Origin of the sequence: Nocardia veterana NBRC 100344 (assembly GCF_000308855.1) — a bacterium.
Taxonomy (GTDB): domain Bacteria; phylum Actinomycetota; class Actinomycetes; order Mycobacteriales; family Mycobacteriaceae; genus Nocardia; species Nocardia veterana.
Window position 1 is genome coordinate 69,390 of record NZ_BAGM01000056.1, and the last position, 13,540, is coordinate 82,929.

Sequence of the window (13,540 nt, forward strand, 5' to 3'; positions counted from 1 at the left end):
GGAGGCCTCGGATATGGCGGGTGAGCTCGAGCTGCGGTACGTAGGGCCGCTGATCGTCCGGCGCATGAGCGAGGCCGTCGACGATATCGCGGGTGCGTTCGCTCGCAGGTTGACCGGCGGCGCGGGTGAACTGACGCGCTCCGCGGGGCATGCGCGGCACACCGACGGCGAGGCCCGGGACATCCTCGAGGGGACCGTGCTCGAGAGTCCGGGCGTGCGCATGTCGGGGGACAGGATCGTGGCGTTGCGCGGCACGGATGTCTACGGGGCTCCGATCGAGGTGGATCCGAAGCGGATCGCCTACGAGCCGTTGCGCGACAGCGACGGCGAATACGTGGGTATCTCCTTCCCGACCAGTGCGGCGAGCGCACGTGCTGCCGGAGACTGGGCCGCCGGTCGAATGCTGGGGATCGAGACCGCCGGTGTCGTCAAGCTGCCCGGTGCGGTCGTTAATCGAGCGGGGCCGGGACTTCCGCACGAGCCCGGCGCGGCGCTGCCGCGAGCGGTGGAGGTTCGCCGCACCTCTGACCTGCGGACTCCGTTCGTCGTGATGGGAAGGTTCGACAACGACGGCGCCGTGGTCATGGTGCGCAACACTCCCGGTGACGGCCGTCCCGAGGTCGAACCGGTACATCTGCCGGCCGAGTACGTCGGTCGTGTCATTCGTGACAACACCGTGTACGCGATGAAGAGTCTCGACGAACCGCGGCGCCCCGTCACCCTGGTGTCGCAGAACGACAGTCCGGTCGACGGCTCGGTGTCGAAAGCCATCGCCGAGCAACTGCACGAGTCCGCCGCCCGCCCGACCTACCCCTTCGACCGGGTTCCCGGCGAGCAGGGAACGGTCACCGGCGTCGTCCACCCGACCCGGACGATCGGACCGCTGTGGCCCGAATCCACTCTGGAAGCCCGCGGGTCGGTGACCGCCGACGGGCGCTTGACCAGTGAATACGCTGTCCATGAGCCGCCTTCCGGCTAGGTCGTCGAACCACCCGGTGCGGCGTGGATCCGGCCCGATGCAGCGCTGGGTCGACACATCGAGACCGGGGTCATGCCGGTGCGCGCTAAGCTCGGCTTCACCCCACCCGTGAATGAGCTTGCATGATCGTGCATAATCATCACATGGCGGATACCTCGAGTGGGCCCGTGCTGCGGGTCGCGGTAGCTGGTGCGAGCGGATACGCGGGCGGTGAGGTCCTGCGCGTGCTGCTGGGGCATCCGGAGTACCGAGCCGGGCGCCTCGAGATCGGGGCGCTGACCGCGGGATCCAACGCCGGGACCACGCTGGCGCAGCTGCAGCCGCATCTGCTGCCGCTCGCCGATCGGGTGCTCGAGGCGACCACCCCGGAGGTGCTGGCCGGGCACGACGTGGTGTTCCTCGGGCTGCCGCACGGGCAGTCCGCGGCCATCGCGCAGCAGTTGCCGGAGTCCACGGTGATCATCGACTGCGGTGCCGATTTCCGGCTCACCGATCCGCAGGACTGGGAGACCTATTACGGATCCCCGCACGCCGGCAGCTGGCCCTACGGGTTGCCCGAGCTGCCCGGCGCCCGGGAACGGTTGCGCGGGGCCACCCGGATCGCGGTACCGGGCTGCTATCCGACGGTGTCGAGTCTGGCGCTGGCCCCGGCGGTCGGGGCCGGCATCGTCGAACCGGATGTGACGGTGGTCGCGGTCAGCGGCACCTCGGGCGCGGGCCGCAAGCTCGACGTGGGGTTGCTGGGTTCGGAGGTGATGGGTTCGGTCCGCGCCTACAACATCGCCGGCGCGCATCGGCACACCCCCGAGATCGCGCAGAACCTGAAGGCCGCCGCCGCGGCGACGGGTGCCGAGATCGGCGATATCACAGTCTCTTTCACGCCGGTGCTGGCTCCGATGCCCCGCGGCATCCTGGCCACCTGCACCGCGCGCCTGCGGCCGGACGCCGCCGGTGCGGTGGCCGACCAGGCCGCCGTCCGGGCGGTCTACGACAAGGCCTACGGCGACGAACCGTTCATCCACCTGCTGCCCGAAGGCGTACTGCCGCAGACGGGTTCGGTGGTCGGCTCCAATGCCATCACCCTGCAGGTGGCCGTCGACACCGCCGCGCGGACGCTGGTGGTGATCGGCGCGATCGACAATCTGACCAAGGGCACCGCGGGCGCCGCGGTGCAATCGATGAATCTCGCTCTCGGTCTCGACGAGACCGCCGGACTTTCCACCGTAGGAGTGGCACCGTGACCGATACCGATATCGCCGGCGGCAAATTGGTCCGCACCCAGGGCGTGACCGCACCGCTCGGCTACCGGGCCGCCGGGATCGCCGCCGGTATCAAGGCCAACGGAAAGCTCGATCTGGCACTGGTTTTCAACGAGGGCCCGGAATACGCGGCCGCGGGTGTGTTCACCCGCAACAAGGTGAAGGCCGCCCCGGTGCTGTGGTCACAGCAGGTGCTGACCGGCGGCCGCCTGCGCGCGGTGATCCTGAATTCCGGCGGCGCCAACGCCTGCACCGGTCCCGGCGGCTTCCAGGACACCCACGCCACGGCCGAGGAACTGGCGAAGGCGTTGAGCAACTGGGGAACCGAAACCGGCGCCGGTGAAATCGCGGTCTGCTCAACGGGTTTGATCGGTGACCGGTTGCCGATGGACAAACTGCTGCCCGGGGTGACCGAGATCGTGCACGAGATGGCGGGCGGGCTGTCCGGCGGCACCGATGCCGCGCACGCCATCATGACCACCGACACCGTGCCCAAGCAGACCGCGTTCCACCACGCCGACAAATGGAATGTCGGTGCGATGGCCAAGGGCGCGGGCATGCTCGCCCCGTCGCTGGCCACCATGCTCGTGGTGGTCACCACCGATGCCGTCGCCACCCCGCAACAGCTGGACACCGCGTTGCGCAACGCGACGCGGCTCACCTTCGACCGGCTCGACGTCGACGGTTCCTGCTCGACCAACGACACCGTGCTGCTGCTGGCCAACGGCGCCAGCGGCGTCACCCCGAGTCAGGAGGAACTCGATGCCGCCGTGCTGGCGGTCTGCGACGACCTGGCCGCGCAGCTGATGGCGGATGCCGAAGGCGTGACCAAGCGGGTCGAGATCACGGTGACCGGCGCGGTGAGCGAGGACGAGGCGCTGATCGCTGCCCGCGCGGTCGCCCGTGACTCGCTGGTCAAGACCGCCTTCTTCGGCTCCGATCCGAACTGGGGCCGGGTGCTGGCCGCGGTGGGCATCGCCCCCATCGAATTGGATCCGGATCGGGTCACCGTCTCGTTCAACGGAAATCCGGTGTGCGTGAACGGAACCGGCGCTCCCGGCGCACGGTCGGTGGACCTGTCCGGGCCGGACATCGCGGTCCTGGTGGAACTGGGTCTCGGGGACGGCACCGCCACCGTGCGCACGACCGACCTCTCGCACGGCTACGTCGAAGAGAATTCGGCCTACAGCTCATGAGTACCGAAGCGACACCGGAGGTTCCGGTGACCACTCAGGATCTGTCGGCGCTCGACAAGGCCCACGTGCTGGCCGGTGCGCTGCCGTGGCTGCAGAAGTTCCGGGACAAGATCGTGGTCGTCAAATACGGCGGCAACGCGATGATCGACGACGATCTCAAGCACGCCTTCGCCGCCGACATGGCGTTCCTGCGCACCGTCGGCGTCCATCCGGTGGTGGTGCACGGAGGCGGCCCGCAGATCAGTGCCATGCTGAAAAAGCTGGGGCTGCAGGGGGAATTCCGTGGCGGCTTCCGCGTCACCACCCCCGAGGTGATGGATGTGGTGCGGATGGTGCTGTTCGGTCAGGTCGGCCGCGAACTGGTCGGACTGATCAACGCGCACGGCCCGTACGCGGTCGGCATCTCCGGTGAGGACGCGCGGCTGTTCACCGCCACCCGCCGCACCGTCACCGTCGACGGCGAGCAGACCGATATCGGCCTGGTCGGCGACGTCACCGCCGTCAATCCGGACGCGGTGCTGGATCTCGTGCGCGCCGGGCGCATTCCGGTGGTGTCCACCATCGCGCCCGATGCCGACGGCGTGGTGCACAACATCAACGCCGATACCGCCGCCGCGGCGCTGGCGCAGGGCATCGGCGCGGAGAAACTCGTGGTGCTCACCGATGTCGAAGGCCTGTACACGAATTGGCCCGACCGCTCGTCGCTGACCACCCATATCGACACCGACGCCTTGGCCGCCCTGCTGCCGAGCCTGGACGCCGGCATGGTGCCGAAGATGGAGGCCTGCCTGCGCGCGGTGCAGGCCGGTGTCCCGACCGCGCACGTGATCGACGGCCGGGTGCCGCATGCGGTACTGCTGGAACTGTTCACCGGGGAAGGTATCGGAACGATGGTGACCCCACCCGAGACGGCAGGAACGACGAACTCATGAGCGACAACGGAACGAGCACGGAGCAATTGCAGCAGCGGTGGTCGTCCGCGCTGATGAACAACTACGGCACCCCGAAGGTGGCGCTGGTGCGCGGCTCGGGCGCGGTCGTGTACGACGCCGAGGGCAACCGTTACGTCGACTTCCTCGGCGGTATCGCGGTCAACAGCCTGGGCCACGCCCATCCGGCGATTCTGGAGGCCGTCACCCAGCAGCTCGGGATCCTCGGCCACGTCTCGAATCTGTATGTGAGCGAACCGGTTCTGGAACTGGCCGAGAAGCTGCTGGCGCATTTCGGTGACGGCAACGGCCGGGCGTTCTTCTGCAATTCGGGCACCGAGGCGAACGAGGCGGCGTTCAAGATCGCGCGCCTCACCGGCCGGCACAAGATCGTCGCCTGCGACGAGGCCTTCCACGGCCGCACCATGGGCGCGCTCGCGCTGACCGGCCAGCCGTCGAAGCGGGCGCCGTTCGAGCCGATGCCGCCGGGCGTCGTGCACGTACCCTACGGCGATGCCGCGGCCCTGGCCGCCGCGGTGGATTCCGATACCGCCGCCGTCTTCCTCGAGCCGATCATGGGGGAGAGCGGCGTGGTCGTGCCGCCGCCGGACTATCTGGCCGAGGCCCGCCGGATCACCGCCGAGCACGGCGCGCTGCTGATCCTCGACGAGGTGCAGACCGGAATCTGCCGCACCGGACCGTTTTTCGCCCATCACGCCGCGGGCATCGTGCCCGATGTGATGACGCTGGCCAAGGGGCTCGGTGGCGGTCTGCCCATCGGCGCGGTGCTGGCGCAGGGCCGGGCCGCGGAGCTGCTCACTCCCGGCCTGCACGGCACCACCTTCGGTGGTAACCCGGTCAGCGCCGCGGCGGCGCTGGCGGTGCTGCGGACCATCGACGAGCAGGGGCTGGCGGCGCATGTCGAATCGGTCGGCAAGACGCTGATCGACGGCATCGAGGACCTCGGCCACCCGCTGATCGACCACGTGCGCGGCGCGGGTCTGCTCATCGGAATCCAACTGACACAGGACGTTTCGGCGAAGGTCGAGCAGGCCGCGCGCGCCGCCGGCTATCTGATCAACCCGCCGAAACCGAATGTGATCCGGTTGGCCCCGCCGCTGATCCTGACCGAGGCGCAGGCGGAGGGCTTCCTCGCCGATCTGCCCGGCATCCTCGACGCGGCTTCCCAGGAGAGTGAGTGACCATGGTGCGGCATTTCCTGCGCGACGACGACGTCACGCCCGCCGAACAGGCCGAAATCCTCGCGCTGGCAGCGGAATTGAAGGCGGCGCCGATCTCCCGGCGGCCGCTGGAAGGCCCGCGCGGCGTGGGGGTGATCTTCGAGAAGAACTCCACCCGCACCCGGTTCTCCTTCGAGATGGGTATCGCGCAACTCGGCGGGCACGCGGTGGTCGTCGACGGCCGGGACACCCAGCTGGGCCGTGAGGAAACCCTCGCCGATACCGGCCGGGTGCTCTCACGCTACGTCGACGCCGTCGTCTGGCGGACCTTCGAACAGCATCGGCTCGACGAGATGGCCTCGGCGGCAACGGTTCCGGTGGTGAACGCGCTGTCCAACGAATTCCATCCGTGCCAGGTGCTGGCCGATCTGCTGACCTTGCGGGAGCACAAAGGCGAGCTCGCGGGTCGCAAACTCACCTATTTCGGCGACGGTGCGAACAATATGGCGCATTCGCTGCTGCTGGGCGGCGTCACGGCCGGGCTGGACGTCACCATCGCCGCGCCCGAGGGTTTCCAGCCCTACGACTGGGTGCTCGAGGCCGCCCGCAAACGGGCCGCCGAAACCGGCGCCACGATCACCCTGACCGACGATCCCGTCGCGGCGGCCACCGGTGCCGACGCCCTGGTCACCGACACCTGGACCTCGATGGGGCAGGAGAACGACGGCCTCGACCGGGTCGGCCCGTTCCGTCCGTTCCAGCTGAACGCCGAACTGCTTGCCCACGCCGCCTCGGATGTGGTTGTGCTGCACTGCCTTCCGGCGCATCGCGGCGAGGAGATCACCGACGAGGTGCTCGACGGTCCGCACAGTGTGGTATGGGACGAGGCCGAGAATCGGCTGCACGCGCAGAAGGCGCTGCTGGTGTGGTTGCTGGAGCGACGATCGGGCGGTGCGGCGTGAGCACGGCGAGAGCGAACGGGTCGGCTGCCGGATCGGAGGGTCCGCGCACCGGCCCGGCCATCGCGCGTACCCGCGCCGGGCGCCAGCAGCGCATCGTGGAATTGTTGTCCGCCCACGCGGTTCGCAGCCAGACCGAGTTGGCGGCCCTGCTCGCCGACGAGGGCATCGAAACCACTCAGGCCACGCTGTCGCGCGATCTGGACGAGCTCGGCGCGGTGAAGCTGCGCGCGGCCGACGGTGGCGCCGGCATCTACGTCGTCCCCGAGGACGGCAGCCCCGTGCGTGGTGTCACCGGCGGTACGTCCCGGCTCTCGAAACTGCTCGGCGACCTGCTGGTCTCCACCGATCACAGCGGTAACCTCGCGGTCCTGCGCACACCGCCGGGCGCGGCGCACTTCCTGGCCAGCGCGCTCGACCGCGCGGCCCTGCCCGAGGTGGTCGGTACCATCGCCGGCGACGACACCATCGCGGTGATCGCCCGTGAACCCATGACGGGTGCGGAACTGGCCGCGAAGATCGAACACCTGGCATAGACGGCCGAACCGGGGATCGACCCGCCTGATACGTGTGCGTTACGGCGTCAGCCCCAAGGCCGCTCGAAGTGCCGCCCTCCCGCGTTCAGCGGCGCGGGGATCCTCGAGGAGTTGTATTTCCTGGTTGACGGCCATCGTGATGCCGATGACAGTGGTGACCAGTTCGTCCGCCGGACGATGGGCGCCCCCCGATTCCGCCTGGTAGGCAAGGATTTCGGACTCCAGCGCCGCACGTGCGCTGGTCACGTAGTCGCGGAGACGGTCGCGCAGCACTCCCGGCCGGCCGTCGAGTTCGGTCGAGGCCGCGGTGACGAAACAGCCTCCCGGAAACGGGCATTCGGCCAGATAGCCGATCCAGTTGTCGATCAGATGCGTCAGCCGCTCGGTGCCCGGCGGTAACCCGTCCAGCGGGGCGATCACCGCGTCTCGAAAGATCGTCCCGGCCTGCTCCAACGCGCTCAGCTGCAACTGCTCACGCGATCCGAAGGGCCCCACGACCCCGGCCTTGCTCATGTCCAGGCTCTCGGCGAGCGATCCGATGGTCACCCCCTCCACGCCGATCAGCGAGGCCTGTTCGACCGTGGCCGAGATGATGCGCTCGCGGGTCTGGGCGGCATCGGCGGCGGAACGGCGAGGGGACATGAGCCAAGTATAGCGTCCGATCGTTTGCTATAGTCATTTGGCGAACGCTCGTACGCTAAAATGTGAAAGGTGTTGTCATGAGCGAACTTCTGCGGCTGGACGCGATGGCTCTGGCCCTGATCGGCCATGATGTGGTTACGCTCGAGGACGCGGATCTCACCGCGCCGACGCCGTGCGCGGGATGGAATGTCGCCGACCTGATTACGCATATGAACGAGCGGCACGAGGCGGTCAACGCCTCCGTGCTCGGCACCTCGGCCGAATTCGCGGACGATCCGCGCGCCGCGTTCGCGCACATCACCGCCCGGTGGATCGCGGCGATCGAGCGCTCCGGCGAGGTCGTGGAACTGCCGCGGTCCGGCCCGCTCGCCACCGAGCGAGTGCTGGGCATCCATCTGGTGGACATGCTCACTCACCGCTGGGATCTCGCGCGGGCGTTGAACCGCCCCTGTCCCGTCCCGCGGCGAATGGCGGCGGTGGCATTGCCGATCGCCCGGTCGATCACCGCGCCCGGCAGCCCGCTCAACGGCCCGGGCGGCGCCTACCGGCCCCGGCTCGCCGAGGACGAATCCCGCCCGCCACTGGACAATATTGTCGCCCTCCTCGGCCGCGACCCGGACTGGCGCGCCTGAGCGCCGGCCCTACGGCTTGCGCGCGACCGCGCCCCAGCAGTTGACCTGGGCGTCGAGCCAGGACGGGGGCTCGATGGCGGGTCGCCAGCGGTTGACGGCGACGACACCCGGGTCCAGCAGTTCGAGTCCGTCGAAGAACGAGGCGAATTCGTCACGCGTGCGGGCCTGCACATAGACGGCGCTGCGCCGATACATCTCGAGCGCCCGCGCCATACCGTCGGGATCGAGGTCTTCGGTGATGTGGGATGCGATGACGAACGAGCCGGGGGCCAGCGCGTCGAGCAGCGTTTTCAGCACACCGGCCGGATTCTGTTCGGCGGACAGGAAGTGCAGCACGGCAACCAGACTCAGCGCGACTGGACTGGACAGATCCAGCGTCTCGCGCAATTCCGGTGCGGACAGGATGGATTCGGGCTCGGTCAGATCGGCCTGCACGTAGGCGGTGCGGCCCTCGGGCGATCCGGTGAGCAGAGCGCGCGCGTGCGCGAGCACCACCGGGTCGTTGTCGACGTAGACGACACGGGCCTCCGGGGCCCGCTCCTGGGCCACCTGGTGCAGATTGGGCTCGGTCGGAATGCCCGTGCCGATGTCGAGGAACTGTTTCACTCCGGCGTCGGCGAGGACATCGACCGCTCGATGCATGAACTGGCGGTTGTGCCGGGCCCCGATCCGCACGGTCGGGAACCCCTCCATCACCTTCTCGAGGGCGAGCCGGTCGACTTCGTAGTTGTCCTTTCCGCCCAATGCGTAATCGTAGATGCGGGCACTGCTGGGTACCCGGGCATCGGCGGTCGCACTGCTGTCGGATGCGGTCATCACAGTCCTGTCGGCACGAGGGCTTTTCGTCGGATGATAGGCGAAATCAAGCGCTCGTGCACGGATTATGTACGGGCAAACGCGTTGCCGACCAACAGGATTGGCCGATCTCCCGGTCGGAAGCGGATTCCGGCCGGGCGGGATCGGCTTCGCCGTCGAGATTCGGAACGGGAGTCAGCCGACGACCGCGGGTGCGAGAACGTCGGCACACCATTGCCGGAAACCGGTGGGGGAGTAGGACTCCGGTGTGCGCGGGGTGTCGTAGAGGCCGTTCTCGACGGCGGTGGACATGTCGATCAGACCCTGGGCCCAGGCCGCGCTCACCCCATGGCCGGTCAGTGCGGCCTTCTGGTCGGCCGCCGAGATCTGCCGGTAGTGGATCGGGCGGCCGAGCACCTCGGACATGATGCGGGCCATGTCGTGATGGGACAGATCCTCCGGGCCGCGGATCTCGATGCTGTCCTGCCCGGTCCAGGAACGGTCGAGCAGCAGGCGGGACGCGGTGGCGGCGATGTCGCGGGTGGCGCAGCTGGGTAGGGGCAGATCGCCGGTGATGGTGCCGAAGAACGCCCCGGTATCCCGGATCGAATCGACCTGGTGGAGCAGGTTGTCCATGAATCCGGGCGGGCACAGCGACCGGTAGTGCACGCCGCTGCTCTCGATCAGCGCGTCCATCGCGAAGATCGCCGAGATCTGGCCCGCTTTCCGGCCGTGCCCGCGGCCCAGGCTGGAGACGGCGACCACTCGGTCGACCTCGTCGAGCGCGGCGCACAGCGGCGTCACGAACTCCAGCACGTGGCCCGGCACGCTCGACGCCGACGGATCCGGCGGAACCAGCCAGAACACCGAGTCGGCGCCCTTCAGTGCCGCCGCCACGACCTCCCGGTCGGTGGTCGAGCCCTGCACCACCTCCACTCGCGGGCGCAGCCGCGGGTCCAGCCGCCCCGGATCGCGGGCGATCACCCGGATCTCCTCGTCGCTGTCGGCGAGGGCGATGAGGACCTGGTGCCCGATACTGCCTGTAGGTGTGGTCACGACGATCATGAACTGCTCCTGAACGAGTACGAGATAAGTAAACTACACCGTACCGTTTACTTTGGTGGAAGGGAAGACCGTATGGCGAGGCGTGGCGATCGACTGCGCGAGCACATCCTCTGGACGGCCAAGGACGTCTTCCTCGAGCTCGGTTTCGAACGCACCTCGATGGATGTGCTGGCGGCGCGCGCCGAAACCTCCAAACGCACCCTCTATGCGCACTTCGACAACAAGGACACGCTGTTCCTCGCCGTCGTCGGCTTCATCCGCGGTCTCCATCTGGCCCGCCTGCGCACTCCCGAGGAGTACGGCGACGACCGGATCGAGGCGGTGACTCGATACTGCGTTCGGTTCCTGCAGTCGCTGGTGTGGATCCAGTCGGTGCGGACCTGCCGGCTGGTGGTTGCGGAGGCCGCGCGTGTTCCGCAGGCCGCCGCCGACTACTACGACGCGCTCTTCGGAACCACTCGCCGTAACCTCGCGGCGTACCTCGGGGCCGAGTGGTCGCTTCCGGACGCGGAGGCCTTCGCCGCGGTGGACGACATCCTCGGGCGCGCGGTCTATCCGCGCTTCACGGCGGTGCTGTTCGGTGTGGCGGAAGCGCCCGCGGAATGGCCGGACGACCTTCCGGGGCCGACGGATCCGGACTATCGGCGGATCCACCGGATCGTCACGGCGACTCTCGACGCCGGCTGAGCGACGATCGGGCCGAGGTGTCGGTGCCCGTGCCTATGGTGTTGCCCATGACGCTGACCTTCGAGCGCTACTGCGACGAGATCGTTTCCCAGACAGAGTTGTTGCGGCAGACGCTCGCCGGGGCGGACACCGCGACACCGGTGCCCAGCTGCCCCGGGTGGTCGGTCGGGCAGTTGGGTCGTCATCTGGGCGGGGCGCAGCGCTGGGCCACCGCCGCCGTGAGCCGGCGGGTACGAGAACCGTTGCCGGAGGACGAATTCGCCTTCCGTGACCTGTCCGGCTATCTCGACGAGGATTCGGAACAGTTGCGGCAGTGGCTGGCCGCCGGCGCCGACAAGTTGGCCGCGGCATTACGCGAGGCCGGCCCGGGCCTGCCGTTGTGGACACCCGTGCCGGTGCAACCCACGAGCGATTTCTACGCGCGTCGGTTCACCCACGAAACGTTGATCCACCGCGCCGATGCCACCCTCGCTCTCGGCGCCGACTACCACGCGGATCCGGTGGTCGCCACCGATGCGATCGACGAGTGGCTGACGCTCGGTTCGCTGCCGTTGATGTTCGAGTACAAGCCCGAGACGCGGGAGCTGCTCGGCCCGGGGCGCACACTGCACTTCCATGCCACCGATGCCGATCCTGATCTCCACGCCGAATGGACCGTCGACCTCACCGGCGAGGCCATCGCCTGGCGGCGGGCGCACGAGCGGGCGGCCGTCGCCGTCCGCGGGCCGCTGACCGAGCTACTGCTGGTGATCTATCGGCGCCGCCCGCTCGCTGACGCCGATATCGAGGTGCTGGGCGATGGCGAGCTGTTCGACTTCTGGTTGGACCGCGTCAGTTTCGGCTGATCCGGGCAGGGCTCGCCGGGTGGCCTCAGGCCAGCGGGTACTGTCCCGGCGGGTAGCTGCCGCCGTGGCCGCCGGGCGCGCTCGAACTTCCGGCGCTGATCAGGTCGGCGATGAGGTTGATCACCGATTGGCCGATCGCGAGGACGTCGGATCCGATCGTGCTGAAATAGCCCGCAAACGTGGACAGCATGGTTCGGCCTTTCCCAGGGCGTTGGTGCCGTTGGTTTCCAGGGTGACATACCGGGCGCGACGGAGTGCCGCAATCGTGTTGAACCTCACGGGCTTTCGCCGTGAATGTCCGTGGTTGTCCGGTCCGGCGCCGAGCGGTGCGGCGGGCCGGGCCGAGACCGAAGCGGACTCCCGCACCCCCGGTTATGAATGGGATTGCATCATCATGCATAATCATTTGCAGTCGATGTGAGCCGACCGCCGGCGGGAGCGGCAGCACATCCTCGCTGGTGACAGCGCGCACACCGCATACGTACGAACCTGAGGAGCATTAGTCATGGCCGATCGCGTCGTACTCGCCTATTCCGGCGGGTTGGACACCTCCGTTGCCATCAGCTGGATCGGCAAGGAGACCGGGGCCGAGGTGGTCGCCGTCGCGATCGATCTGGGCCAGGGCGGCGAGGATATGAACCTGGTGCGCCAGCGCGCCCTGGACTGCGGCGCGGTGGAGGCCATCGTGGTCGACGCCCGCGACGAGTTCGCCGACGAGTACTGCCTGCCCACCGTGCAGGCCAATGCCCTCTACATGGGCCGCTACCCGCTGGTGTCGGCGATCAGCCGGCCGCTGATCGTCAAGCACCTGGTCGAGGCCGCGGAGTATCACGGCGCGACCACGGTCGCCCACGGCTGCACCGGAAAGGGCAACGACCAGGTCCGCTTCGAGGTCGGCATCGGCGCGCTGGCTCCCGATCTGAACGTCATCGCCCCCGTGCGCGACTATGCGTGGACCCGCGAGAAGGCCATCGCGTTCGCCGAGGAGAACGCGCTGCCGATCACCGTGACCAAGAAGTCGCCGTTCTCGATCGATCAGAACCTGTGGGGCCGCGCGGTGGAGACCGGCTTCCTCGAGGATCTGTGGAACGCCCCGACCAAGGACGTCTACGACTACACCGTCGACCCGACCATCAACTTCGAGGCGCCCGACGAACTGATCGTCACCTTCGACAAGGGTGTGCCGGTCGCCATCGACGGTCGTCCGGTCAGCGTGCTCGAGGCCATCACCGAGTTGAACAAGCGGGCCGGCCGCCAGGGCGTGGGCCGCCTGGATATGGTCGAGGACCGCCTCGTCGGTATCAAGAGCCGCGAAATCTACGAGGCGCCGGGCGCGATCGCCCTGATCACCGCGCATCAGGAGCTCGAAGCCGTCACGATCGAGCGCGAGCTCGGCCGCTACAAGCGCCAGGTCGAGCAGCGCTGGGGCGAGCTGGTTTACGACGGCCTGTGGTTCTCCCCGCTCAAGCGCGCCCTCGACGCATTCGTCCGCGACACCCAGGAGCACGTCTCCGGCGAGGTTCGCATGGTGCTGCACGGCGGCAACGTCGTGGTCAACGGCCGCCGCAGCGAGGAGTCGCTCTACGACTTCAACCTGGCCACCTACGATGAGGGCGACAGCTTCGACCAGTCGCTGGCCAAGGGCTTCGTCCAGATCCACGGCCTGTCCTCCAAGGTCGCCGCCCGCCGGGACCTGTCGAAGAAGTAAGGCGTTCGCACTGCCGGCCGGGCCGCGCGGCGGGCCCGGCCGGTGCGTGGCCCGGCCGCTCGCTCCTCGATCGTCGTGGCCCCTCCGGCCCGGGCGGGTTTCGGTATCGCAGGCATCGCCGAGGACG

General features: G+C 68.6%; 15 protein-coding genes. 11 read left to right on the forward strand and 4 right to left on the reverse strand.

Annotated features, from left to right (window positions below):
* Window positions 1-13 precede the first annotated feature (13 nt).
* The 7 genes from ON37_RS09750 to ON37_RS09780 all read left to right on the forward strand — a co-directional run bounded on the left by ON37_RS09750 (window position 14) and on the right by ON37_RS09780 (window position 7,039).
* Window positions 14-979: a hypothetical protein gene (locus ON37_RS09750; RefSeq protein WP_157171400.1), complete on the forward strand. Its 966-nt coding sequence runs from the start codon at window positions 14-16 to the stop codon at window positions 977-979.
* Between the two features lie 143 nt (window positions 980-1,122).
* Window positions 1,123-2,220: an N-acetyl-gamma-glutamyl-phosphate reductase gene (argC, locus tag ON37_RS09755; RefSeq protein WP_040718585.1), complete on the forward strand. Its 1,098-nt coding sequence runs from the start codon at window positions 1,123-1,125 to the stop codon at window positions 2,218-2,220.
* A complete protein-coding gene (gene argJ, locus ON37_RS09760; RefSeq protein WP_040718539.1) occupies window positions 2,217-3,434 on the forward strand; it encodes a bifunctional glutamate N-acetyltransferase/amino-acid acetyltransferase ArgJ in 1,218 nt (405 codons plus the stop codon). Before argC ends, argJ begins: the two co-directional genes overlap by 4 nt.
* The gene (gene argB / locus ON37_RS09765; RefSeq protein ID WP_051031398.1) at window positions 3,431-4,366 is read left to right on the forward strand and encodes an acetylglutamate kinase; all 936 of its coding nucleotides are present in this window, start codon (window positions 3,431-3,433) and stop codon (window positions 4,364-4,366) included. Before argJ ends, argB begins: the two co-directional genes overlap by 4 nt.
* Window positions 4,363-5,565 carry an acetylornithine transaminase gene (locus ON37_RS09770; RefSeq protein ID WP_040718540.1) on the forward strand — a complete coding sequence of 401 codons (1,203 nt, stop codon included), beginning with the start codon at window positions 4,363-4,365 and terminating at the stop codon, window positions 5,563-5,565. Before argB ends, ON37_RS09770 begins: the two co-directional genes overlap by 4 nt.
* 2 nt (window positions 5,566-5,567) lie before the next feature.
* Window positions 5,568-6,506 carry an ornithine carbamoyltransferase gene (gene argF / locus ON37_RS09775; RefSeq protein ID WP_040718541.1) on the forward strand — a complete coding sequence of 313 codons (939 nt, stop codon included), beginning with the start codon at window positions 5,568-5,570 and terminating at the stop codon, window positions 6,504-6,506.
* 59 nt (window positions 6,507-6,565) lie between these two features.
* On the forward strand, window positions 6,566-7,039 hold the full coding sequence (locus tag ON37_RS09780) for an arginine repressor (protein WP_039777686.1): 474 nt from the start codon (window positions 6,566-6,568) through the stop codon (window positions 7,037-7,039).
* A 39-nt stretch (window positions 7,040-7,078) separates the two neighbouring features.
* On the opposite strand, the gene ON37_RS09785 is transcribed toward ON37_RS09780, so the two are convergent.
* Complete coding sequence (locus ON37_RS09785; protein WP_040718542.1) at window positions 7,079-7,681, reverse strand: TetR/AcrR family transcriptional regulator; 603 nt, start codon at window positions 7,679-7,681, stop codon at window positions 7,079-7,081.
* A 77-nt stretch (window positions 7,682-7,758) separates the two neighbouring features.
* Between ON37_RS09785 and ON37_RS09790 the strand changes: the two genes are divergently transcribed.
* Window positions 7,759-8,313, forward strand: coding sequence for a TIGR03086 family metal-binding protein (locus tag ON37_RS09790; protein ID WP_040718543.1), 555 nt, complete (start codon window positions 7,759-7,761; stop codon window positions 8,311-8,313).
* A gap of 9 nt (window positions 8,314-8,322) precedes the next feature.
* Here ON37_RS09790 and ON37_RS09795 read toward each other — a convergent pair whose 3' ends face one another.
* Window positions 8,323-9,129 carry an SAM-dependent methyltransferase gene (locus ON37_RS09795; RefSeq protein ID WP_051031399.1) on the reverse strand — a complete coding sequence of 269 codons (807 nt, stop codon included), beginning with the start codon at window positions 9,127-9,129 and terminating at the stop codon, window positions 8,323-8,325.
* 174 nt (window positions 9,130-9,303) lie between these two features.
* A complete protein-coding gene (locus ON37_RS09800) occupies window positions 9,304-10,173 on the reverse strand; it encodes an NAD(P)H-binding protein (protein WP_040718544.1) in 870 nt (289 codons plus the stop codon).
* Window positions 10,174-10,245: 72 nt separating this feature from the next.
* Between ON37_RS09800 and ON37_RS09805 the strand changes: the two genes are divergently transcribed.
* A complete protein-coding gene (locus tag ON37_RS09805; RefSeq protein ID WP_051031400.1) occupies window positions 10,246-10,860 on the forward strand; it encodes a TetR/AcrR family transcriptional regulator in 615 nt (204 codons plus the stop codon).
* A 47-nt stretch (window positions 10,861-10,907) separates the two neighbouring features.
* Window positions 10,908-11,705 (forward strand): maleylpyruvate isomerase family mycothiol-dependent enzyme, encoded by a 798-nt coding sequence (locus ON37_RS09810; protein WP_040718589.1) that lies wholly within the window; start codon window positions 10,908-10,910, stop codon window positions 11,703-11,705.
* Between the two features lie 25 nt (window positions 11,706-11,730).
* Here the strand turns inward: ON37_RS09810 and ON37_RS32845 are convergent, their stop codons facing one another.
* On the reverse strand, window positions 11,731-11,895 hold the full coding sequence (locus ON37_RS32845) for a hypothetical protein (RefSeq protein ID WP_157171401.1): 165 nt from the start codon (window positions 11,893-11,895) through the stop codon (window positions 11,731-11,733).
* Window positions 11,896-12,210: 315 nt separating this feature from the next.
* Between ON37_RS32845 and ON37_RS09815 the strand changes: the two genes are divergently transcribed.
* Complete coding sequence (locus tag ON37_RS09815; protein WP_040718545.1) at window positions 12,211-13,413, forward strand: argininosuccinate synthase; 1,203 nt, start codon at window positions 12,211-12,213, stop codon at window positions 13,411-13,413.
* The last annotated feature ends 127 nt before the right edge of the window (window positions 13,414-13,540 follow it).

What these genes read in the sequence shown, in the direction of transcription:
- ON37_RS09750 (WP_157171400.1), top strand. Translation starts at nt 14, where the DNA reads ATGGCGGGTGAGCTCGAGCTGCGGTACGTAGGGCCGCTGATCGTCCGG.
- argC (WP_040718585.1), top strand. Translation starts at nt 1,123, where the DNA reads ATGGCGGATACCTCGAGTGGGCCCGTGCTGCGGGTCGCGGTAGCTGGT.
- argB (WP_051031398.1), top strand. Translation starts at nt 3,431, where the DNA reads ATGAGTACCGAAGCGACACCGGAGGTTCCGGTGACCACTCAGGATCTG.
- ON37_RS09770 (WP_040718540.1), top strand. Translation starts at nt 4,363, where the DNA reads ATGAGCGACAACGGAACGAGCACGGAGCAATTGCAGCAGCGGTGGTCG.
- argF (WP_040718541.1), top strand. Translation starts at nt 5,568, where the DNA reads ATGGTGCGGCATTTCCTGCGCGACGACGACGTCACGCCCGCCGAACAG.
- ON37_RS09785 (WP_040718542.1), bottom strand. Translation starts at nt 7,681, where the DNA reads ATGTCCCCTCGCCGTTCCGCCGCCGATGCCGCCCAGACCCGCGAGCGC.
- ON37_RS09790 (WP_040718543.1), top strand. Translation starts at nt 7,759, where the DNA reads ATGAGCGAACTTCTGCGGCTGGACGCGATGGCTCTGGCCCTGATCGGC.
- ON37_RS09795 (WP_051031399.1), bottom strand. Translation starts at nt 9,129, where the DNA reads ATGACCGCATCCGACAGCAGTGCGACCGCCGATGCCCGGGTACCCAGC.
- ON37_RS09800 (WP_040718544.1), bottom strand. Translation starts at nt 10,173, where the DNA reads ATGATCGTCGTGACCACACCTACAGGCAGTATCGGGCACCAGGTCCTC.
- ON37_RS09805 (WP_051031400.1), top strand. Translation starts at nt 10,246, where the DNA reads ATGGCGAGGCGTGGCGATCGACTGCGCGAGCACATCCTCTGGACGGCC.
- ON37_RS09810 (WP_040718589.1), top strand. Translation starts at nt 10,908, where the DNA reads ATGACGCTGACCTTCGAGCGCTACTGCGACGAGATCGTTTCCCAGACA.
- ON37_RS32845 (WP_157171401.1), bottom strand. Translation starts at nt 11,895, where the DNA reads ATGCTGTCCACGTTTGCGGGCTATTTCAGCACGATCGGATCCGACGTC.
- ON37_RS09815 (WP_040718545.1), top strand. Translation starts at nt 12,211, where the DNA reads ATGGCCGATCGCGTCGTACTCGCCTATTCCGGCGGGTTGGACACCTCC.